Source organism: Mycobacterium sp. 4D054, from assembly GCF_052245755.1.
Classification (GTDB): Bacteria; Actinomycetota; Actinomycetes; order Mycobacteriales; family Mycobacteriaceae; genus Mycobacterium.
Genome location: NZ_JBQQCF010000003.1, coordinates 222,053 through 242,798 on the forward strand (window position 1 = coordinate 222,053; position 20,746 = coordinate 242,798).

Below are 20,746 nucleotides of genomic sequence, written 5' to 3' on the forward strand. Positions count from 1 at the left end.
ATTGGCGGCTTGCCTCTCAGCTCACTCTCAGACGAGGGGTTGAGACTGTGCCGGTGCGCATTCTTGTCGTTGATGACGATCGCGCGGTGCGCGAATCCCTGCGCCGCTCGCTGTCGTTCAATGGATATTCGGTAGAGCTGGCCCAAGACGGCCGCGAAGCGCTCGACCTGATCGCCAGCGATCGGCCCGACGCGGTGGTGCTCGATGTGATGATGCCGAGGCTCGACGGTCTCGAAGTGTGCCGTCAGCTTCGCAGCACCGGCGACGACCTGCCGATCCTGGTACTCACCGCCCGGGACTCCGTGTCCGAGCGGGTCGCCGGCCTGGACGCCGGCGCCGACGATTACCTTCCAAAGCCGTTCGCGCTGGAAGAGCTGCTCGCCCGCATGCGTGCGCTGCTGCGCCGCACCAGCCCCGACGACGGCACCGCCGAGTCCGCGGCGATGACGTTCTCGGACCTGTCACTGGACCCGGTCACCCGCGAGGTGACCCGGGGGGACCGACAGATCAGCCTCACCCGAACCGAGTTCGCGCTGCTGGAAATGCTGATCGCCAACCCGCGCCGCGTCCTGACGCGCAGCCGGATCCTCGAAGAGGTCTGGGGCTTCGACTTCCCGACCTCGGGAAACGCCCTCGAAGTCTACGTCGGCTACCTGCGCCGCAAGACCGAGGCAGAGGGCGAACCGCGGTTGATCCACACCGTGCGCGGCGTGGGATACGTACTGCGCGAGACCCCGCCCTGATGGCGGCCGACGGCAGGCCGTGGCCCGGACTACCGCCGGCCCCGCCCCATCCGGCCAGCTCGGTGTCCCTGCGATGGCGGGTGATGCTGCTGGCGATGTCGATGGTGGTCATCTCGGTCGTCCTGCTGGCCGTGGCGGTGTACGCGGTGGTCTCCCGCGCGCTCTACGAAGACATCGACGATCAGCTGCAGAGCCGGGCGCAGATGCTGGTGGAGAGCGGTTCGCTGGATGCCGACCCCGGCAAGGCGATCGAGGGCACGGCCTACTCCGACACGAACGCGATGTTCTACATCCCCGGCCGCGGCAAATACACCGCCAACCAGCAAGGGCAGACGCTGCCCATCGGTCCACCCGAGCAGGACGTGATGGACGGCAAGCTGTGGATGTCGTTGCGCACCGTCGAGCATCAACGGGTGCTGGCGCTGCGCCTCGACAGCGGCAACTCGCTGCTGCTGTCCAAGAGCCTCGCCCCGACGGGACAGGTGCTCAAGCGGCTCGGCACGGTGCTGCTGATCGTCGGCGGGCTCGGCGTCGCGGTGGCGGCGATCGCCGGCGGCATGGTCGCCAGTGCGGGGCTGCGTCCGGTGGCCCGGCTGACGCAGGCTGCCGAGCGTGTCGCGCGCACCGACGACCTGCGCCCGATACCGGTGGTCGGCAACGACGAACTCGCCCGCCTCACCGAGACGTTCAACATGATGCTGCGGGCCCTGGCCGAGTCCCGGGAACGCCAGGCGCGCCTGGTCGCCGACGCCGGCCACGAGTTGCGGACGCCGCTGACCTCGATGCGCACCAATGTCGAGCTGTTGATGGAGTCGATGAAGCCGGGAGCGCCGCCGATACCGGACGAGGACATGGCCGAGCTGCGCGCCGACGTCATCGCCCAGATCGAGGAGATGTCTACCCTGGTGGGTGACCTGGTGGACCTGACCCGCGGCGACGCCGGATTCACGGTCCACGAGACGGTCGAGCTCACCGACGTGATCGACCGTTCGCTGGAGCGGGTGCGCCGGCGCCGCAACGACATCGAGTTCGACCTGTCGGTAATGCCGTGGCAGGTCTTCGGCGACGCGGCCGGACTGGGCCGGGCGGTGCTGAACCTGCTCGACAACGCGGCCAAGTGGAGTCCGCCGGGAGCGCATGTCGGCGTTCGCCTGGTCCAGATCGACTCCACGCACGCCGAATTGGTGGTGTCCGACCACGGGCCCGGCATCGCGCCGCAGGAACGCGCGCTGGTGTTCGAGCGCTTCTTCCGGTCGACCTCGGCGCGCGCGATGCCCGGCTCGGGTCTCGGCCTCGCGATCGTCAAACAGGTGGTGCTCAAACACGGCGGCTCGGTGAACGTCGGCGAGACGGTCCCGGGCGGCCAGCCGCCGGGCACCTCCATGCATGTGGTGCTCCCGGGCCGGCCGTCGCCCGCCGGCGCCGATCCGGCCGAGGAGTAGCGGTCATAGAACGCGACACGCGGGGTACACCCGACGTGAACGCGATCGGTCGTTGACGATGATTGAGCCGAAAGTTTTCGGAACGGCAATCCTTCTCTAAGCCGATTCTCAGCACGTTTCGGCAGGCTGAGCTAGCAACCTTCATTGTTCCTAGTGACGACACCGACTCCAGGAAGAGCACTGCAGCGACATGACCAACCACCCGAGGTATTCGCCCACTCAGCAACAGGGGCACCAGTCCGGTTATCCCGGGCAGGCGGCCCCCGGCCATCACGGCCCGCCGACGGGTGCCTACGAGCAACAGGGCAATGGTGGTTGGGACTGGCGGTACGCCACCGAGCACCAGCGCCAAGCGTTCCGTTCGCCCTATGACCCGTATGCGGGTGCGCCCGTCACCGGCCAGTACCCGCGGCCCGGGATGGTCGCGCCGGCGGCGCGAGGACAGAAGAAGCGGTCCCGTACCGCGGCGCTCGCCGCGGGGGCAGTGGCCCTGGCGATGGTCTCGGGCGGTATCGGCGGAGGCGTCGCGATGCTGGTGCACCCCGACCACAATCTCACTGGGATCAGCGCGTCGGGGGCGGCGCCGAGCGTGCCCGCCGCGAGCGCCCCGGCCGGATCGGTGGAGGCGGTCGCCGCCAAGGTCGTGCCCAGCGTGGTCAAGCTCGAGGTCAACCAGGGCAGAGCCTCAGAGGAAGGGTCGGGGGTGATCCTGTCCTCGGACGGGCTGATCCTGACCAACAACCACGTGGTGGCCAGCGCCCAGGGCAACGCCGGCGGTCCCGGCGGTCCCGCACAGACCAAGGTGACCTTCTTCGACGGCAAGACCGCGGAGTTCACGGTCATCGGCACCGATCCCAGCAGCGACATCGCGGTCGTGCGCGCCAGGAACGTGTCCGATCTGACGCCGATCACGGTCGGCTCATCGGCCGATCTGCGCGTGGGGCAGGACGTGGTGGCCATCGGCTCCCCGCTCGGGCTGGAGGGCACGGTCACCACAGGGATCATCAGCGCGCTGAACCGCCCGGTCGCGGCCGGCGGCGACGCACGCAACCAGAACACCGTGCTCGACGCGATCCAGACCGACGCGGCGATCAACCCGGGTAACTCCGGCGGGGCCCTGGTCAACATGAACGGTGAGCTCGTCGGCATCAACTCTGCGATCGCCACGCTGGGCGCCGACGCCGGCGGACCGCAGGGCGGTTCGATCGGGCTCGGTTTCGCGATCCCGGTCGACCAGGCCAAGCGGATCGCCGACGAGATCATCAAGACCGGATCGGCAACCCGCGCCTCGCTGGGCGTGCAGGTCGGCAACGAGGCCGGGGTGGACGGCGCGAAGATCGTCGAGGTCACCGCGGGCGGGGCGGCATCGGCTGCCGGGCTGCCCGGCGGAGTGATCGTCACCAAGCTCGACGACCGGGTGATCAGCAGCGCCGACGCGCTGGTCGCCGCGGTGCGGTCGAAAGCCCCCGGCGACAAGGTCACCCTGACCTTCATCGACCCGTCGGGCCGGACTCAATCTGTGGACGTGACGCTCGGCAAGGCCAGCCAGTGAGACCGTCAGCGGGGCAGGGTCGCCCCGACCTGCGAGTGGCTGCGCCGGTGTCCGGACCGAGATATACGGTTGAGCTCATGGAACAGCCTCATGCGTTGGTCGGACGGGCCCTGGTCGTCGTCGTCGATGACCGCACCGCCCACGGTGACGAAGAGGACCACAGCGGTCCGCTGGTCACCGAACTGCTCGGGGAGGCGGGATTCGTCGTCGACGGTGTCGTCGTGGTGTCCTCCGATGAGGTGGAGATCCGCAACGCCCTGAACACCGCCGTCATCGGCGGCGTGGACCTCGTCGTCTCCGTCGGCGGCACCGGCGTGACGCCGCGCGACGTCACCCCCGAGTCGACCCGTGAGCTCCTCGACCGGGAACTGTTGGGTATTTCCGAGGCTCTCCGTGCCTCCGGCCTGGCGGCGGGAATCATCGACGCGGGAGTCTCCCGTGGGCTCGCCGGGATCTCCGGCAGCACCCTGGTGGTCAACCTGGCCGGGTCCCGCGCGGCCGTCCGCGACGGCATGGCGACCCTCGGGCCGCTGGCCGGGCAGATCATCGCTCAGCTATCCAGTTTGGAGATCTAAGCGGGTTGCCTGCGCTCTCGTTTGTTCACAACGGCGATGCGACGGCGCGACGCGAGCCCTTGCCGGCCCGCGTCGCGCCTCACTGTCGTAACCGCGCCCTACCTGCGGTATTACGAGCAGGTGAACAGGCGACGCAAGCAAACTGTGATCTTCATCACTTCAAGATCGGTATGTGATGCAAGATCGGAAGAGGCCGCAAGACCTAGTTAACAGCGTCTTCGGCGAGGCGTTCCCCGAGGTATCACCTGAGGAGCGCGAACCGGTTTCGCCAGAGGATGACGCAGACCATGATCGCTGGCTGCGCGACAACGTCCCGCCCCACCACGACTGACCTGTGTTTTCGCAATAGCACCAGCAGGTGACTTGCGTAACGGACCTGGACCCGCCGGCGAATAGCTGAGTGCGGGGTCACAATCCGCGACGGTTTCCCTAGCCTTACTCCGTGGTCGCACGGATGGGGCCGGGGGTCGGCGGGGGTTATCCAGCAAACGACGGGCAGCGAGCGGTTCCGGTCCACACCACCCGGAGCTCCGCGTTGCCGGTCCGATGCCTCCCCGTTATGTTCCTCATGTCAACGATTAGTGAATCGTAAGAACGACATGTGAGGTTTTTAATTCTCCTCACATGAAAGTCTTGCGAGGTGTGTGGTGTAAGCGGTAGCCAGGCACGGACAGAGCGAAGCCCCGCCGGGGCTTTGTGCGACAGAGCAGGGAGAAGATGAAGGCAATCAGTCGGGTGCTAATCGCGATGGTCGCGTCCATCGCGGCTTTGTTCGTGAGCACTGGCACCTCTCACGCAGGGCTGGACAACGAGCTGAGCCTGGTCGACGGCCAGGGCCGGACGTTGACGATCCAGCAGTGGGACACGTTCCTCAACGGCGTGTTTCCGTTGGACCGCAACCGCCTGACCCGTGAGTGGTTCCACTCGGGCAAGGCGACCTACATCGTGGCCGGCGAGGGCGCCGATGACTTCGAGGGCACGCTGGAGCTGGGTTACCAGGTCGGCTTCCCGTGGTCGCTGGGTGTGGGCATCAACTTCAGCTACACCACCCCGAACATCGCGTTCGACGGCTGGGGCCTGGACGGCAACCTGGCTGACAGCATCGTGACCCCGCCGCTGTTCCCGGGTGTGTCGATCTCGGCGGATCTGGGCAATGGCCCGGGTATCCAGGAGGTCGCGACCTTCTCGGTGGACGTGGCCGGCCCGACCGGTTCGGTGGCGGTGTCCAACGCCCACGGCACGGTGACCGGTGCTGCCGGTGGTGTGCTGCTGCGTCCGTTCGCCCGCCTGATCTCGTCGACCGGTGACAGCGTCACCACCTACGGCGAGCCCTGGAACATGAACTGACCTGAAGTTCCGGTGATCGGCCCCCGGCTCACATCCGGGGGCTGATCTCACCAAGCACGTTCTCTCGGTTTTCCCAGGCGCAGATGTTCAACCCCAACACAAACGAAGGAAGAAGATGAAGGCAATCACCCGGGTGCTGATCGCGATGGTCGCGTCCATCGCGGCGTTGTTCGTGAGCACTGGCACTTCGCACGCAGGGCTGGACAACGAGCTGAGCCTGGTCGACGGCCAGGGCCGGACGTTGACGATCCAGCAGTGGGACACGTTCCTCAACGGCGTGTTTCCGTTGGACCGCAACCGCCTGACCCGTGAGTGGTTCCACTCGGGCAAGGCGACCTACATCGTGGCCGGCGAGGGCGCCGATGACTTCGAGGGCACGCTGGAGCTGGGTTACCAGGTCGGCTTCCCGTGGTCGCTGGGTGTGGGCATCAACTTCAGCTACACCACCCCGAACATCGCGTTCGACGGCTGGGGCCTGGACGGCAACCTGGCTGACAGCATCGTGACCCCGCCGCTGTTCCCGGGTGTGTCGATCTCGGCGGATCTGGGCAATGGCCCGGGTATCCAGGAGGTCGCGACCTTCTCGGTGGACGTGGCCGGCCCGACCGGTTCGGTGGCGGTGTCCAACGCCCACGGCACGGTGACCGGTGCTGCCGGTGGTGTGCTGCTGCGTCCGTTCGCCCGCCTGATCTCGTCGACCGGTGACAGCGTCACCACCTACGGCGAGCCCTGGAACATGAACTGACACAAGGTTCTACAGAGACGGCCCCCGGCGATGTGCCGGGGGCCGTTTCGTGTCTTGGGAGACTTCCTCATTCCTCGGAATGGTCCTGCACACCCTTGCCGGCGTGCTTGCCGACCGCGGCGCCGGCGTCGCCATTGGTGCGCAGCAAGTCGCGGATCTCGGTCAACAACGTCAGCTCGGTCTCGGCCGACTCCACCTTCTTGTCGCGCTCCCGGATCTTCTTGAACGGCACCACGATCACGAAGTAGATGACGGCGGCGACGATGAGGAAGTTGATCGCTGCCGACAGCACCGCGTTGAGGTCGACGAACTGGTCGCCGCCCAACGGGATTCGCAGGATGCCGTACTCGGTCTCGGGGCCCGCGCCGATCCGGTCGATGAGCGGCTGGATGACGTTCTCGGTGAAGGCAGTCACCAGGCCGGTGAACGCGGCGCCGATGACGACGGCGACGGCGAGGTCGATGACATTTCCCCGCGCGATGAACTCCTTGAACCCCTTCAACATGAAGGTCACCCCTTTCGGTCTGTTGTCGAGCGGCTTCCCGGAATTTAGCCTGTCCACCCTGTTTGCGGGCCACCTCGGAGATGCCCAGGACCGGCACTGTTGCGCCCTGCCGCCCGAGCTGATGCGGAAAGCGTTGGTGGGCAACGAGTTCAGGCTGACTTCGCGCTCCCCGGCGGCGATCCGACGTCGGTGCGCGGCGGCCCGACATGAACGTCCAACAAACTCACAGGAAACGGTGGTGGACCTGCGAAGATCCGCCGAAATCGAATCTTCCGCTCGGCGCGCACACGGCGTTTCTGACTGCTACTCTATGGAAGCCTGAAATCGTAACGAGGACACTTGTGTCCGCTTATCAAAGGGGAATGCTGATGGCCAAGCATGCCAAAGCGTCTACCCGCAGTTCCAAGAAGCTGGGTGTTCTGGGCCTGGGCTCGTTCGCCGTGGCCACAGCTTTCGCCGGACTCGGTAGCGGTACGGCCAGCGCGGATGTCGAGGAAGTCGGCCCCGGCCCGACCGTGACGAGCCGGCAGGCCACGGAGTTCTCGGTGATCCGCATCAACGACTTCGGCGTCGCGCGCGGCATCTCCGAGTCGCGGGTCGCGGACGCCGGCATCATCAACGCGTTCGGCGAGGTCCGTGACAGCGTCAAGGCTGTCGTCGGGACCACCGCGTCCGCGTTCGAGGGTGAGTACCCGACCGGTCCCGGTATCGGCGACTGGTGATCTGACCTACGCGAACCGCCCCTGGGGAACCCCGGGGGCGGTTTGCGTTCTGCGGTTCATCAGCTAATGCAAGGTCAGCGTCACCGCCTCGACGAGGGCCGCGCCCGCGACCGATTTCGCCGCGGCGGCCGGTAGGGCCACCAGGACCACCCGGCCCGAACCGCGCGCACCGACCCCGCTTTCTTTCGCCGAGACCAGGACCACCACCGCGTCGGTCGCGATCAGGCGAGCATCGGCGGCCTCGTCGGCGGGGGCGGCCACGATATCGACGACATCTCCGGGTCGGACGAGATCCGTCAGCGCCGCATCGGCCAGCGGAATCGGCACGATCCGCGCGTCAGGCCCGGCAGCGGACTCGGCGAGCCGGGGTCCGAGTAGCCGGATGTCGGTCAGCACTTCGCCGCGGCGGGCGGGCCCGGCGAGCATTGTGCCCACCACCGCGTCGACGGAACTGTGCGCGCCGTCCGGAATGGTGGCGGCCGGCCGTGCCTCGACGTGCAGGTCGGCGGCGGTGAGCTCGGTCCCGGGAGACAGGTCGTGGGTCGTCACGACGACATCGGACATGTCGGCGCCCGGATCACCCCGCCACGCGGCGACCGCCGCCAGGATGACCAGCGCCGCTGCGAGCGTCCGCCGGGCGGCCGCGGTGTGCGTCCAGTCGGGGCGCAGTGCTCGGGACACGCGATCGAGAGTCGACCGGTCCAGCGGATGCCCCATGGGTCCACGCTAGGCAGAGCGGACAGCGCGATTCAGCGGAGATTGCGAAAGCTGTGGATAACTCGCCGCGTCAGCTGGACGCGGCGGCCGCGGGTGCCGAAGAAGTGGTCGACGACGCGGACTTGTCCGATGAACCGGACTTGTCCGAGGACGAGGACGAGGAAGAGGTGGTGGACGACGACTCCGAGCCGTTCGACGAGCTGCCCGAACTCGAGCTCTTCCCGGATTCCCGGCTGTCGGTGCGGTAGAAGCCGCTGCCTTTGAAGACCACGCCGACCTTGCCGAACACCTTGCGCAGCCGTCCGGCGCACTTCGGGCACTCGGTCAGCGAATCGTCGGTGAACGCCTGCACCACGTCGAACTTGTTGCTGCATTCGGTGCACGCATAGGAATAAGTGGGCACTCAAACCTCCGAGGTGGTCAAACTTCTTAGCACTCTACCGGCTCAAGTGCTAGAACCGCCAGCGGGACCGTGCCATTCCCGGCCGCCGGCCAGCGCCACCAGCCCCTGCCGTGGTGTGAGGGCATGCGTCATCCGCACATCGTGCGGCTCGGAAGGCAGGCGGTCGACGAGCTCGTCGTCGCGTACGACCGCCACCAACAGCACGCCGGGTTCCGCGAGGGTCAGGGTGCGGTCGTAGTAGCCGGCGCCGCGCCCCAGCCGTGCCCCGCTGCGGTCGACGGCCAGCGCCGGGACCAGAACCACGGTGGCGCTGCGCATCTCCCCGGCGGGCAGCCACGGCGGCGGCGGTTCCTGAAGACCGAACGGCGCCGCGACGAGAGCCCCCGGCGTGTGCCGTCCCCACCGCAGCGGCAGGGGAGTGCCGTCACCGTCCTCACGGGCCACCGGCAGCAGCACCGTGCAGTCGCGCCGGACCAGATCGTCGACCATGGCCGCCGACCCCGGCTCCGAGCCGACCGGGAGGTACGCGCACACCGTGGTTCCAGCGGGAATCAGGGCGCCCAGATGACGGGCCAGCTGTGCGGCCTCGCGGACTCGCATTTGCTGAGTCAATGACCGACGCGCGCTGAGGATTTCGGTCCGCAATTCTGATTTGGTCGACGACACCGACTAGTCCTCTTAACGACGGGTAAGGAAGGAACAACCGACTCAGAGAGGTTAGTGTGTGAACGATGAACCGGCCTGAAGTTGCTATCCCGCGCACCGCGGTCGTCCCCGCAGCGGGGCTGGGGACGCGTTTTCTTCCCGCGACCAAGACGGTGCCGAAAGAGCTGCTGCCGGTTGTCGACACGCCGGGCATCGAACTGGTCGCCGCCGAGGCGGCCGAAGCCGGCGCCGAACGTCTGATCATCATCACCTCCGAGGGCAAGGACGGCGTCGTCGCGCACTTCGTCGAGGACCTCGTGCTCGAGGGCACGCTGGAGGCGCGGGGCAAGAAGACGATGTTGGAAAAGGTCCGGCGCGCCCCGGCCCTGATCAAGGTTGAATCGGTCGTGCAGGCCGAACCGCTCGGTCTCGGCCACGCCGTCGGCTGTGTGGAGGCCAGCCTGTCGGATGACGAGGACGCGCTCGCGGTGCTGCTGCCCGACGACCTCGTGCTGCCGACCGGTGTGCTGGAGACCATGTCGAAGGTGCGCGCCAAGCGCGGCGGCACCGTGCTGTGCGCGATCGAGGTGGATCGCGAGGACATCAGCGCCTACGGCGTCTTCGACGTCGAGGAGGTGCCGGACGCCACCAACCCGAACGTGCTGCGGGTCAAGGGGATGGTCGAGAAGCCGAAGTCCGAAGACGCACCTTCGCTTTTCGCCGCGGCCGGGCGCTATGTGCTCGACCGCGCCGTCTTCGACGCGCTACGGCGCATTCCGCGTGGCGCCGGTGGCGAGTTGCAGCTCACCGACGCCATCGCGTTGCTGATCGAGGAGGGTCATCCGGTCCACGTGGTCGTCCACCGCGGATCTCGACACGACCTGGGAAATCCCGGGGGCTACCTGAAGGCTGCGGTTGACTTTGCGTTGGAGCGGGACGACTACGGGCCTGAATTGCGCCGGTGGTTGGTCGAGCGGCTGGGCCTCGCTCCGGCGACGTCCGAGCAGTAGCGGCTGCGATCGAGCGCATCCGCCGACCGATCGGTCGGCGCCAGCCCATGCGAGGTGAGAAAGGCGTGCCGTGCGTTCGGTGGAGGAGCAACAAGCCCGGGTAGCAGCTGCCGCGGTGGCGCCGCGGCCGGTGCGGGTGGCGATCGCCGAAGCCCAGGGTCTCATGTGCGCCGAGGAGGTCGTCACCGAGCGTCCGCTGCCCGGGTTCGATCAGGCCGCCATCGACGGCTACGCGGTGCGCAGTGTCGACGTGCTCGGTGTCGGAGGCGCGCCTGCCGAGGAGAGCGCCGACGGTGACGCCGACCGCGATGAGAGCCGCCCGCGGGAGATCAGCCTGCCGGTGATGGGGCTGATCGAGGCGGGCGCCCGCACACCCAGCCGGCTGCAGCCCAGGCAGGCGGCACGCGTGCAGACCGGGGCGCCGATGCCCACGCTCGCCGACGCCGTGCTGCCGCTGCGCTGGACCGACGGCGGTGCGTCCCGGGTGCGGGTGCTGCGCGGCGTGCGCTCGGGGGCCTACGTGCGCCGCACGGGCGACGACGTGCAACCCGGAGATGTGGCGGTGCGCGCGGGCACGATCATCGGCGCCGCGCAGGTGGGTCTGCTCGCCGCAGTCGGTCGCGAGCGGGTGCTGGTGCATCCGCGGCCGCGGCTGTCGGTGCTCTCGGTCGGTGGTGAACTCGTCGACATCTCGCGCGCCCCCGGTAACGGCCAGGTCTACGACGTGAACTCCTATGCGTTGGCAGCCGCCGGTCGCGATGCCGGCGCCGAGGTGAACCGTGTCGGCATCGTCTCCGCCGACCCCAAGAAACTCCGCGAAGTGGTCGAGGGTCAGCTCAGCCGGTCTGAAGTCGTCGTCATCGCCGGCGCGGTCGGCGGCGCCGCCGCCGAGGGGGTGCGGGCGGTGCTCGCAGAACTCGGCGACATGGAGGTCACCCGCATCGCGATGCACCCCGGTTCGGTCCAGGGGTTCGGCCAGCTCGGCGCAGACGGAGTTCCGGTGTTCCTGCTGCCCGCCAACCCCGTCAGTGCGCTCGTCGTGTTCGAGGTCATGGTGCGCCCGCTGATCCGGCTCTCGCTCGGCAAGCGGCAGGCCATGCGACGCATCGTGCAGGCGCGGGCCTTGTCGCCGATCGAGTCGGTCGCCGGTCGCAAGGGCTTCCTGCGTGGACAGCTGATGCGCGACCAGGACACCGGTGAGTACCTGGTGCAGGCGCTGGGCGGGGGGCCCGGGGCGTCGTCGCACCTCCTTGCGACGCTGGCGGAGGCAAACTGTCTGGTCGTCGTTCCCAGCGAGGCCGAGCAGATCCGTACCGGGGAGATCGTCGACGTCGCGTTCCTGGCCCAACGCGGGTGAACGCGAGATGGCGGCGGTGATGAACCTCTTGAGTTCACGGTCGCAGCATCCCGGCTGGCCGCTGGCGGTCGGCCCGCTGCGGGTCCCTGCGGGGGTGGTCCGGTTGCGCCCGGTCCGGCTGCGCGACGCCGCGCAGTGGAGCAGGATCCGACTGGCCGACCGCGCACACCTCGAGCCGTGGGAACCTACTGCGGAGCTGAATTGGGAACTGCGCCATGCTGTTTCGTCGTGGCCTTCGGTGTGTTCGGGGCTGCGCTCGGAGGCCCGCAAAGGCCGCATGCTGCCGTACGCGATCGAACTCGACGGCCAGTTCGCCGGGCAGCTGACGATCGGCAACGTCACCCACGGCGCGCTGCGGTCGGCGTGGATCGGCTACTGGGTGGCCAGTGAGTTCACCGGCGGAGGGGTCGCCACCGCGGCGCTGGCGCTGGGGTTGGACCACTGTTTCGGGCCGGTGACGCTGCATCGCGTCGAGGCCACCGTGCGGCCGGAGAACGGCGCGAGCCGGGCCGTTCTGGCAAAGGTCGGTTTCCGCGAGGAAGGCCTGTTGAAGCGATATCTTGACGTCGACGGGGCGTGGCGCGATCACCTGCTGGTGGCGCTCAGGATCGAGGAGTTGAACGGCAGCGTGGCCGCGGCGCTGGTGCGGGCCGGTCGCGCCTCGTGGGCCTGACCCCGTTCCGTGAGTCGGCGCAATTTGGCCATTTCCATTTGCGTCGTCACGCGAAATTGAGTCCTGCGCACGAACCGGTGCGTGTTACTGATGTGACACGTGTGACTATTGGTGCTTGTCTCCAGCGAATTACAGGTGTGTAATTGTGTCGGCGCGCCGCCCACGGATGCGCTGGTCACAGACCTAGCCTGATGGGGAAAGGAGCAGGCGCCATGCCAAGCATCCCCCAATCTCTTCTTTGGATCTCGCTCGTTGTGCTCTGGCTCTTCGTGCTTGTTCCGATGCTGATCAGCAAGCGCGATGCGGTGCGCCGCACCAGCGACGTCGCGCTGGCCACCCGCGTGCTCAACAGCGGTGCCAGTGCGCGGCTGCGTCGGCGCGGGCCCGCGGCCGGCCACCGCAGCGACCCGCATTGGCGGCCGTCCGAGGACGACGCCGACGACGCCGAGGACCGCGCACCCGGCGCCGCGGTGGTGATGGTCGCCGCCGAGGCGGAGGCGGCCGACGCCGAACCCGATTACCTCGATGTGGACGTCGTCGAGGACTCCGGCGCGCTGCCCGTGGCCCGGTCGATGGCCGAGGACGAGCAGTCCGCCCCCGTCGCGGCCGCGTCCGACGAGTTCACCGCCGATGCGGACCACACGGCGGAGCCGGAAGGACAGCGGGTTCATGCGGCGTCGCAGGACCCCGGACGCGACACGTCCGAGGACACCGGGGTGTACTCGGTGATCGACGACGAGTACGAGTACGAGGACGACGAGCCGGTGCAGGCCGAGGCGGCGGCAAAGAGCCGGCCGGCCGGGGAGTCCGAGGCGCCGGAGGACACCGAGCCGCGCATGGCGGACTCGATGAGCGAGGCGCGGCGCCGGCGCCGGGAGTCGACCACGGCCGCGGCGGTGTCGGCTCGCAAGTACCGGTTCCGTGCCCGCACCATCGCGGTGATGGGCGTGCTGCTGTTGACCAGCGCCGTCGCGGCGTTCACGTGGTCGTCGTCGATGTGGTGGGTCTGTGGCGCCGTCGGCGTGGTCACCGCGCTCTATCTGGCCTACCTGCGCCGTCAGACCCGCATCGAGGAGCAGTTGCGCCGGCGCCGCGCCCAGCGGCTGGCCAGGTCGCGGCTCGGCGTCGAGAACACCAGCGACCCGGAGTTCGACGTGACCCCCGCCCGGCTGCGCAGGCCCGGTGCTGCGGTGCTGGAGATCGATGACGAGGACCCGGCGTTCGAACACCTCGATTACGTGCCGTTCTCGCGACACTACGACCTGCCGCGTGCAGCGGGGCAGTAGAGGACCTACCGATTTCTGCCGGTGACCGGTGGCTGATAACCTGTACCGGCACCAGGGGCTATGGCGCAGTTGGTAGCGCGACTCGTTCGCATCGAGTAGGTCAGGGGTTCGATTCCCCTTAGCTCCACACATCAATACGGAAAATCCCCGGCCACTGGCCGGGGATTTCTCGTTTATCCCCCGATTGGCGCACCCGCGGACCGATTTTCGCGGCGGCCACCCAGCCCTGATGCTGGGCTCTCAACACCGGTGGTTACCCAGGCGACCGCCTCACAGAGAGCCGGGCGCAACCACACCGCTTGATGACCCCACTGCCGACGCTCCGCGTACCCGGGGTCGCCGACGGAAAACCCCTCAGAACGGACTGCTGTTGGAGTGCGCCTGGGCGTCGTCAGGCCGCGGGCCGAACCGGCGGACGTAGTCCTCGTGCATCTGCGCGTCCTTCTTGCGCTTGATCACGTCGACCAGGTTCGGGTCGAGCCCGTGGGTGGCCAGGCGGTGCCGGCGCCACACCTTGTTCAACGCCAGCCCCATCAGCAGCGCCCAGATGTAGATCGGCACCGTCATCTCGATGCGCATGTAGACCGACGCGGGCAGCAGCCACAGTGGGGCCAGGACAAACAGCGGGGGGATGGCGTAGCGGATCATGTGCCTGCGGATCGCGCCCTGGCCGGCCAGATCCTCGGCGACCCAGCGGTCCATCGATTTCGGCAGCCGGCGCCCATAGCAATAGGTGAGGTACTGCCAGATATTGGGTTTATCGGTGCCTTGCGGCTCATCATGGGCCATTGTTGGTCTCCTTCGGGGGACGGGATTCAGGACGACGCCACCGCGTCCGCGGCCTGGGCGGCTGAGTTGATGCGGGTCAGGACGTCGTGCAGATGCTCCAGCTCGGCCAGGTCGACCCCGAGCCGCGCCACGACCGCCGCCGGGATCTCCACCGCACGCTCGCGCAGTGCGGCACCGGCCGGGGTGAGCGCGATGTCGGTGGTCCGTTCATCGGCGGCGTTGCGGGCACGGGTGACCAACCCCATCGCCTCCAACCGCTTGAGCATCGGCGACAGGGTGGCCGAATCCAGCTGCAGCGTCTTGGCGATCTGCTTGACCGACAGTGCGCTCTGCTGTGCCGCGGACTGCTTCTGGTGATCCCACAACGACAGCATCACCAGGTACTGCGGGTGGGTCAGCCCGAGCGGTTCCAGCAGTGGCCGGTACACGGCCAGGACGGCGCGGTTGGTCACCGCCAGCGCGAAACAGACCTGCCGCTCGAGAGCGAGCGGGTCGAGATCCTCGGTGACGGGCGCGGCCATAAGTTACATAGTCCACTAACTGTTAGCGTGCTAGCAATATCGCCTGCGTCACGTCGGTCCGATCGTCACACCGGCGATCCGCTCCATCGGTTTGACCACCGATGTGAAATCCGATGCTGCGCCCTCTTCGGCCTGGGTCTGCTCCCACAGCCGCGCCACCGACTCCGCGAGAACCGCCGGTGATTCCAGAGCCCGCGCCTCGTCCAGATAGAGCAGCACGTCCTTGGTCATCAGACCGGTGGCGAAGCCGTAGTCGAACGTGCGGGGGAGCACCGCGCGGGGGAACTTGTCACGGCTGGCGTGGGTGCCGCCCGAGCCGGCGTTGAGCACGTCGATCATCACCTGAGGGTCCAGCCCCGCCTTGACGCCCATCACCACCACCTCGGCGGTCGCGGCCAGCGTGGTCGCCGCCATCAGGTTGTTGATCAGCTTCATGGTCTGTGCCGCGCCGGGCTCTTCGGACACGAAGATGGCCCGGCCGATCACTGCGAAAACCGGTTCCAGGGCCTCGAATTCGGCCCGCGGGCCCGACACCATCACCGCCAGCGTGCCGGCCTGCGCGCCATGTACCCCACCGCTGACCGGGCCGTCCAGCGCCGCGACGCCATGTACGGCGAGCAGTTCCCGGTTACGTTGAGCCGCTTGCTGTCCCACGGTCGACAGATCGACCAGCCGGCGCACCGCCGATCCGCGGGCCACCTCGGCGACGACGTCGTTGGACGCCTGTGGGGTGGGCAGACTCGCCAGCACCGTGGCGGCCTTGTCGGCCACCTCACGCACCGACGCGCCGGGCACACCGCCGAGCTGAACCGCCCGCGCCACCACTTCCGGGCGGGTGTCGAAAACCACCACCTCGTGCCCGGCGGCGACCAGCCGGCTCATGATCGGGAACCCCATGTTCCCCAACCCGATGAATCCCAGGTCCACGGCCGGCTACTCGTCTTCGAGTTCGGCGAACGTGGCCTTGGCCACGCGGAAGCTGTCGACGGCGGCGGGGATCCCGGCGTACACACCGACCTGCAGGAAGATCTCGCGGATCTCATCGCGGGTGACCCCGTTGCTCAGCGCGCCCCTGATGTGGGTGGCGAGTTCCTGCGGCCGGTTGAGCACCGCGATCATCGCCAGGTTGAGCATGCTTCGGGTCTTGAGCGCCAAGCTGTCACGCCCCCACACCGCGCCCCAGCAGTATTCGGTGACCAGATCCTGCAGCGGCTGCGAGAACTCGTCTGCGTTGGCTGCGGCGCGGTTCACGTAGTCCGCGCCGAGAACCTCGGTACGGATATGCCGGCCCTTCTCGTAGGTGTCCCGGTCCATGTCGTCTCCGTTCGGTTGTCAGGCGGGCGGCGGGGTTCCGATGAGTACCGCGCTGAGCCGGCAGCCCTGCGGCCCGGCCCGCCACGCGTGGTCCACGCCGGCCAGCACCACCAGATCGCCCTGTTCAAGCCGGTGCGCGCCGTCGTCGAGCACCAGCTCGACGGTGCCGGAGAGCACCGTCTCCAAATCGATCGTGTCGGTGTGGTGCATCGGCGTCTCGGAGTCGGGGCCCAGGTCCACGACCATCCAGCGGATCAGGCCGGGCGCGATGCCCTGGTCGATCAGCGGGGCGGTGCCCTCGGGGCGCGCCGGCGGTGGAGTCGCCGTCGTCTCGTAGGGGACACCCATCGCGAAGCCCGGTGCCAGGCGGTCCAGCGTCAGCTCGCCGTCGCTGACGACACACGACCTGCCCTCGGCGTCGACTCCGGTGATCAAAGTACGCACATTTCCCTCACTTTCTTGTTCGCTCAGGCCGAACCCGGTGACACCCAGACGCCGTGGTGATGACATTGATTGCCGCCGTTACGTTTTGCGCGGTACATCGCCATGTCCGCGGCGGCGATGAGATGGTCGACGACGCCGTCGCGGTCGCGGGGCCGCACACCGTCGAGCGCGGCGACGGCCGTGCCGAGGCTGGCGGTGACGGTGACGGGGATGTGCAGTCCGGCGATGGCGTCACAGATCCGCTGGCATTGCTGGGCGGCCTCGGCCGATGACACCACGTCGGCGATCAGGAACTCCTCCCCACCGCTGCGTGCGATCACCGCCGTCGGTGTCGCGGTCGCCCGCAGCGTGTCAGCTACGGCGACCAGGGCTCGGTCTCCGACGAGATGCCCGTGCGCGTCGTTCAGCCCCTTGAAGTCGTCGAGGTCGAGCAGTGCGACCAACAGATATGCGTCGGCGGACCGGCCGTCGAACATGCCGAGGACGAGCCGGTGGAACGCGCGGCGGTTCAACAGCCCTGTCAGTGGGTCGAGGTCGGCGTTGACCAGGTCCCCGCGCAACGCCCGCAGCAGCGCGTGGATGGCCACGGGCATCGTGATGTTGGCCTGCAACACCAGGACGAAATCAACCGCGGCCAGCGCCAACCGCCCGCCTTCGGCCAATTCGACGGCTCGACTGAACGCCACCGCGATGGCGATGAAGACCATGCCCAGCACCAACCGCGTCGAATGGAAGAACGCGGCGAACGCGCCGATCGTGCTGAACGCGATGCATCCGAGTAGGCCCGCCAGCGGATCCGGATAAGCGAGACACGCCAGCGCGATCGACAGCGACGTGACCACGACGAACGCGGCCGACTGCAGCCGGGTCGGCCAGCGCCACAGCCACAGTGCCGTACCCGCCACACCGCCGCCGACGGCGAGCAGCATCATCGCGCGTTCGACCGTTCCGTCCGGTCCGCCCGCGCCGCGCAGCAGAACGAGCAACGCTCCCGACATCGACAGTGCGGTGCCGGCCACCAACAAGCGCACCGTGCGCGCCCCCCCGCGCGCCTCGAGGTAGCCACTGAACCACTCGTAGTGACCAGCGCGCCGCTGATCCCTTTGCATCAACACCGTTTCGTTGCCGTTGACTTCACAGCCATCCAACAGCGTGTTCGCCGGCGGGGGGACGGAACCGCTCGAACGCGATGCAACTCACAAACGGGCGTTTGCTGACGGTCTTGCCGCCTCCTTGCCGGACATTCCCGCACGCCCGTAGCCTCGAGTCTGTGTCCGGCCTGACCACCGTGCGAGCCGATGACCTGGCCGCGCTGACCGTCTTCGACGGTGTCCCGGTGGAGGCGTTGGTGCCGCTGGCCGCGCAGCTGCGCCCGCTCGCCGCGGCGGCGGGTCAGGTGCTGATGCAGCAGGGTGAGCTGGCGGTGTCGTTCCTGCTGATCGGTAGCGGTCGGGCCGAGGTCACCCACGCCGGCGACGACGGCCATGACACCTTCGTCGAGGTCGACCCCGGCCTGATCGTCGGCGAGATCGCATTGCTGCGGGACGCGCCGCGCACGGCGACGGTGGTGGCCACCGAACCGCTGACCGGCTGGGTCGGCGGCCGCGAGGCATTCGCCACCATGCTCGAGATCCCGGGCATGGTCGACCGCTTGGTGCGCACCGCGCGTCAGCGGATCGCCGCGTTCATCACCCCGATCCCGGTCACGATGCGTGACGGCACCGTCCTGCATCTGCGACCCGTGCTGCCGGGTGACGTCGAGCGCACCGCCAACGGGCCGGTCGAGTTCTCGACCGAGACCCTGTACCGGCGCTTCCAGTCGATGCGATCGCCGACGAAGTCGCTGCTGACCTATCTGTTCGCGGTGGACTACCGGGACCACTTCGTGTTCGTGCTGACCGAGGGCTTCGACGGCCCGGTCGTCGCCGACGTCCGGTTCGTCCGCGACGTGCACCGCCCCGACGAGGCGGAGGTCGCCTTCATCGTCGGCGACGCGTATCAGGGCAGAGGGATCGGGACGTTCATGATGAGTGCGATCTCGGTGGCGGCGCGGTATGACGGGGTGCAGCGGTTCACCGCCCGCGTGCTCAGCGACAACTACGCGATGCGCTCGATTCTGGACCGCTACGGCGCGGCGTGGCGCCGCGACGATCTCAACGTCGTGGTCACCGAGATCGCGGTGCCGCCGGTCGAGGAGTTGCCCCTCGGACGGGAACTGGTGACTCAGATCCGCCAGATGGCGCGCCAGGTGATCCGAGCCGCCGGATGACCCGGCCGCCGCTGAGCAAGGACACGACGGTGTGCATCTCGCTGGCGGGACGTCCCAGCAACATCGGCACCCGGTTCCACAACCACCTCTACGACGTGCTCGGCCTCGACTTCCTCTACAAGGCCTTCACCACCACCGACATCGCAGCGGCGATCGGCGGGGTGCGCGCGCTCGGCATCCGCGGCTGCTCGGTGTCCATGCCGTTCAAGGAGGACGTGCTCGCGCTGGTCGACGAGGTCGAGCCGTCGGCACAGGCCATCGAGTCGGTGAACACCATCGTCAACGACACCGCGGTGCCGGGTGGCCGGCTCACCGCGTCCAACACCGATTACCTTGCGGTGCAACAACTCATCGCCGAGCACGGCCTCGACCCCGACGATCCGGTGGTGATCCGCGGCAGCGGCGGCATGGCCAAGGCAGTCGGCGCGGCCTTCGTCGGGGCCGGGTTCGGCACGGGCTTCGTGGTCGCGCGCAACCCCGACAGCGGGCGCGTACTGGCCGACCGGCTCGGCTACACACACGTCACCGACGTCACCGCGCCGATCCTGGTCAATGTCACCCCGATCGGGATGGCCGGGGCGCCCGAGGAACACGAAATCGCGTTCGGTGAGGCCGCGATCGCCGAAGCCACCACGGTGTTCGACGTGGTGGCCCTGCCGTCGGAGACGCCCTTGATCAGGGCCGCGCGGGCGGCCGGCGTGCCGGTGATCACCGGCGCACAGGTGATCGCACTGCAGGCCGCCGAACAGTTCGAGCGCTACACCGGTGTGCGGCCCAGCCCAGAACAGATCGCCGAGGCCTCGGAGCTGTCGCGCGCCTGAGCCGGGTCAGGGGGTGATCGTGGTCTGCTCGTCGATGGCCGCGGTGGCTTCCATCAACGGATACGCCAGATCCTCGGTGCCGTCCGCGGTCAGCTTCAGCACGAACAGCCCGTCCTGGCCGGGAATCACGACGGTCTTCTGCGCCACCATGTGGTTGATGCCGTCCTTGGTGTAGAAGCCGCCGATCTGGGTGGCGTCGAACCCGCCGAGATTGCTCGGCTCACCCTTGTCCGCGCCCTGGAAACCGGGAAGGTTGCGGGTCTCGTTGGGGGCGTACTCGATCACCTTGGCCGGGTCCGCCTCGCCGGTGAGCTTGGAGACGAACGCGACGATCGTCGGAGGGGTGGTCGCCGTCGGGTCCGCGGTGTAGATGATCGCGTCGTAGGCGCCCTGGGGCGCCCGGGGTCCTGCCGCCTCCCAGCCGGCGGGCAGCGGGAGGGTGATCGTCGGTGCGCCCGGATCGCCGCGCAGCACCGGCGTTTCAGTCAGGCCGCTCTCCTCGATGTACTGCGCCAGTGTCTTGCCCGGGCCCGCGGCCGGCGTCGGCGATGGAGACGCCTGGTCGGGAGCGGCGCTCTCGGACGTCGTCGCGGACGCTTCGGTGCCGGACTCCTCGCCGGAGTTGTCCGAGCTGCAGGCGGCCAGCCCGATCCCGAGTGCGACGGCCGCGATCGCGGTGACGCCGGCCCGCATTGCGTTGGTCATGTCGTCTCCTGTTCGCCGGCCCCGTGGGTCGACACGGTCGGTGCGCGACGAAGGCCGGATCGCAGCGCAGCATATCGAGCTGGAGAGATGGATTTCGAGGTCAAGCCTGATGAATTTGCTGGCAGCTCCCCGACGGTGTTTGCCGAAATCGTCCGCGGCCG

Annotated in this window: 24 protein-coding genes and 1 tRNA gene; 14 read left to right on the forward strand and 11 right to left on the reverse strand. The window is 68.3% G+C overall.

Features of this window, described 5'->3' with window-relative positions:
• Positions 1 to 53 precede the first annotated feature (53 nt).
• From ACTWP6_RS04160 to ACTWP6_RS04185, 6 genes are all read left to right on the forward strand, one after another.
• Complete coding sequence (locus ACTWP6_RS04160; RefSeq protein WP_260755131.1) at positions 54 to 743, forward strand: response regulator transcription factor; 690 nt, start codon at positions 54 to 56, stop codon at positions 741 to 743.
• Positions 743 to 2,185, forward strand: coding sequence for a sensor histidine kinase (locus tag ACTWP6_RS04165; protein WP_443186906.1), 1,443 nt, complete (start codon positions 743 to 745; stop codon positions 2,183 to 2,185). Before ACTWP6_RS04160 ends, ACTWP6_RS04165 begins: the two co-directional genes overlap by 1 nt.
• 190 nt (positions 2,186 to 2,375) lie before the next feature.
• Complete coding sequence (locus tag ACTWP6_RS04170) at positions 2,376 to 3,737, forward strand: S1C family serine protease (protein ID WP_443186907.1); 1,362 nt, start codon at positions 2,376 to 2,378, stop codon at positions 3,735 to 3,737.
• A gap of 29 nt (positions 3,738 to 3,766) precedes the next feature.
• Positions 3,767 to 4,312: a MogA/MoaB family molybdenum cofactor biosynthesis protein gene (locus tag ACTWP6_RS04175; RefSeq protein WP_260758266.1), complete on the forward strand. Its 546-nt coding sequence runs from the start codon at positions 3,767 to 3,769 to the stop codon at positions 4,310 to 4,312.
• A 717-nt stretch (positions 4,313 to 5,029) separates the two neighbouring features.
• Complete coding sequence (locus ACTWP6_RS04180) at positions 5,030 to 5,659, forward strand: MspA family porin (RefSeq protein ID WP_443186908.1); 630 nt, start codon at positions 5,030 to 5,032, stop codon at positions 5,657 to 5,659.
• Positions 5,660 to 5,774: 115 nt separating this feature from the next.
• Positions 5,775 to 6,404, forward strand: coding sequence for an MspA family porin (locus tag ACTWP6_RS04185; RefSeq protein WP_260755127.1), 630 nt, complete (start codon positions 5,775 to 5,777; stop codon positions 6,402 to 6,404).
• A gap of 67 nt (positions 6,405 to 6,471) precedes the next feature.
• On the opposite strand, the gene mscL is transcribed toward ACTWP6_RS04185, so the two are convergent.
• Complete coding sequence (gene mscL / locus ACTWP6_RS04190) at positions 6,472 to 6,909, reverse strand: large-conductance mechanosensitive channel protein MscL (protein ID WP_260755126.1); 438 nt, start codon at positions 6,907 to 6,909, stop codon at positions 6,472 to 6,474.
• Between the two features lie 368 nt (positions 6,910 to 7,277).
• Between mscL and ACTWP6_RS04195 the strand changes: the two genes are divergently transcribed.
• Entirely contained in the window at positions 7,278 to 7,631 is a 354-nt protein-coding gene (locus tag ACTWP6_RS04195) for a hypothetical protein (protein ID WP_260755125.1), read from the forward strand.
• 63 nt (positions 7,632 to 7,694) lie between these two features.
• Here ACTWP6_RS04195 and ACTWP6_RS04200 read toward each other — a convergent pair whose 3' ends face one another.
• The 3 genes from ACTWP6_RS04200 to ACTWP6_RS04210 all read right to left on the reverse strand — a co-directional run bounded on the left by ACTWP6_RS04200 (position 7,695) and on the right by ACTWP6_RS04210 (position 9,417).
• The gene (locus tag ACTWP6_RS04200; protein ID WP_260755124.1) at positions 7,695 to 8,348 is read right to left on the reverse strand and encodes an SAF domain-containing protein; all 654 of its coding nucleotides are present in this window, start codon (positions 8,346 to 8,348) and stop codon (positions 7,695 to 7,697) included.
• Positions 8,349 to 8,418: 70 nt separating this feature from the next.
• Complete coding sequence (locus ACTWP6_RS04205; protein WP_260755123.1) at positions 8,419 to 8,751, reverse strand: FmdB family zinc ribbon protein; 333 nt, start codon at positions 8,749 to 8,751, stop codon at positions 8,419 to 8,421.
• Positions 8,752 to 8,793: 42 nt separating this feature from the next.
• Positions 8,794 to 9,417 (reverse strand): 5-formyltetrahydrofolate cyclo-ligase, encoded by a 624-nt coding sequence (locus ACTWP6_RS04210; protein ID WP_260755122.1) that lies wholly within the window; start codon positions 9,415 to 9,417, stop codon positions 8,794 to 8,796.
• 65 nt (positions 9,418 to 9,482) lie between these two features.
• Between ACTWP6_RS04210 and ACTWP6_RS04215 the strand changes: the two genes are divergently transcribed.
• The 5 genes from ACTWP6_RS04215 to ACTWP6_RS04235 all read left to right on the forward strand — a co-directional run bounded on the left by ACTWP6_RS04215 (position 9,483) and on the right by ACTWP6_RS04235 (position 13,849).
• On the forward strand, positions 9,483 to 10,406 hold the full coding sequence (locus tag ACTWP6_RS04215) for a UTP--glucose-1-phosphate uridylyltransferase (RefSeq protein ID WP_260755121.1): 924 nt from the start codon (positions 9,483 to 9,485) through the stop codon (positions 10,404 to 10,406).
• 70 nt (positions 10,407 to 10,476) lie between these two features.
• Complete coding sequence (gene glp, locus ACTWP6_RS04220) at positions 10,477 to 11,763, forward strand: molybdotransferase-like divisome protein Glp (RefSeq protein WP_260755120.1); 1,287 nt, start codon at positions 10,477 to 10,479, stop codon at positions 11,761 to 11,763.
• Positions 11,764 to 11,782: 19 nt separating this feature from the next.
• Entirely contained in the window at positions 11,783 to 12,436 is a 654-nt protein-coding gene (locus tag ACTWP6_RS04225; protein ID WP_443186909.1) for a GNAT family N-acetyltransferase, read from the forward strand.
• A gap of 212 nt (positions 12,437 to 12,648) precedes the next feature.
• Positions 12,649 to 13,722, forward strand: a complete 1,074-nt coding sequence (gene sepX / locus ACTWP6_RS04230; RefSeq protein ID WP_443186910.1) for a divisome protein SepX/GlpR — start codon at positions 12,649 to 12,651, stop codon at positions 13,720 to 13,722.
• A 54-nt stretch (positions 13,723 to 13,776) separates the two neighbouring features.
• Positions 13,777 to 13,849: transfer RNA gene (locus ACTWP6_RS04235), tRNA-Ala, on the forward strand.
• A 227-nt stretch (positions 13,850 to 14,076) separates the two neighbouring features.
• Here ACTWP6_RS04235 and ACTWP6_RS04240 read toward each other — a convergent pair.
• The 6 genes from ACTWP6_RS04240 to ACTWP6_RS04265 are packed head-to-tail and all read right to left on the reverse strand — an operon-like array spanning position 14,077 to position 17,899.
• Positions 14,077 to 14,511, reverse strand: a complete 435-nt coding sequence (locus ACTWP6_RS04240; RefSeq protein ID WP_260755117.1) for a DUF5313 domain-containing protein — start codon at positions 14,509 to 14,511, stop codon at positions 14,077 to 14,079.
• Between the two features lie 26 nt (positions 14,512 to 14,537).
• On the reverse strand, positions 14,538 to 15,032 hold the full coding sequence (locus tag ACTWP6_RS04245) for a MarR family winged helix-turn-helix transcriptional regulator (protein ID WP_260755116.1): 495 nt from the start codon (positions 15,030 to 15,032) through the stop codon (positions 14,538 to 14,540).
• A 48-nt stretch (positions 15,033 to 15,080) separates the two neighbouring features.
• The gene (locus ACTWP6_RS04250; protein WP_443186911.1) at positions 15,081 to 15,959 is read right to left on the reverse strand and encodes an NAD(P)-dependent oxidoreductase; all 879 of its coding nucleotides are present in this window, start codon (positions 15,957 to 15,959) and stop codon (positions 15,081 to 15,083) included.
• A 6-nt stretch (positions 15,960 to 15,965) separates the two neighbouring features.
• Positions 15,966 to 16,346: a carboxymuconolactone decarboxylase family protein gene (locus tag ACTWP6_RS04255; protein ID WP_443186912.1), complete on the reverse strand. Its 381-nt coding sequence runs from the start codon at positions 16,344 to 16,346 to the stop codon at positions 15,966 to 15,968.
• A gap of 18 nt (positions 16,347 to 16,364) precedes the next feature.
• Positions 16,365 to 16,790 carry a cupin domain-containing protein gene (locus tag ACTWP6_RS04260; RefSeq protein WP_260755113.1) on the reverse strand — a complete coding sequence of 142 codons (426 nt, stop codon included), beginning with the start codon at positions 16,788 to 16,790 and terminating at the stop codon, positions 16,365 to 16,367.
• Positions 16,791 to 16,813: 23 nt separating this feature from the next.
• Complete coding sequence (locus ACTWP6_RS04265) at positions 16,814 to 17,899, reverse strand: GGDEF domain-containing protein (protein WP_260755112.1); 1,086 nt, start codon at positions 17,897 to 17,899, stop codon at positions 16,814 to 16,816.
• A 161-nt stretch (positions 17,900 to 18,060) separates the two neighbouring features.
• Between ACTWP6_RS04265 and ACTWP6_RS04270 the strand changes: the two genes are divergently transcribed.
• Positions 18,061 to 19,059, forward strand: coding sequence for a GNAT family N-acetyltransferase (locus ACTWP6_RS04270; RefSeq protein ID WP_260755111.1), 999 nt, complete (start codon positions 18,061 to 18,063; stop codon positions 19,057 to 19,059).
• Entirely contained in the window at positions 19,056 to 19,880 is an 825-nt protein-coding gene (locus ACTWP6_RS04275; protein WP_260755110.1) for a shikimate 5-dehydrogenase, read from the forward strand. The genes ACTWP6_RS04270 and ACTWP6_RS04275 overlap by 4 nt, the downstream gene beginning before the upstream one ends.
• Positions 19,881 to 19,886: 6 nt before the next feature.
• Here ACTWP6_RS04275 and ACTWP6_RS04280 read toward each other — a convergent pair whose 3' ends face one another.
• On the reverse strand, positions 19,887 to 20,585 hold the full coding sequence (locus ACTWP6_RS04280; RefSeq protein ID WP_260755109.1) for an LpqN/LpqT family lipoprotein: 699 nt from the start codon (positions 20,583 to 20,585) through the stop codon (positions 19,887 to 19,889).
• Positions 20,586 to 20,746: the final 161 nt, after the last annotated feature.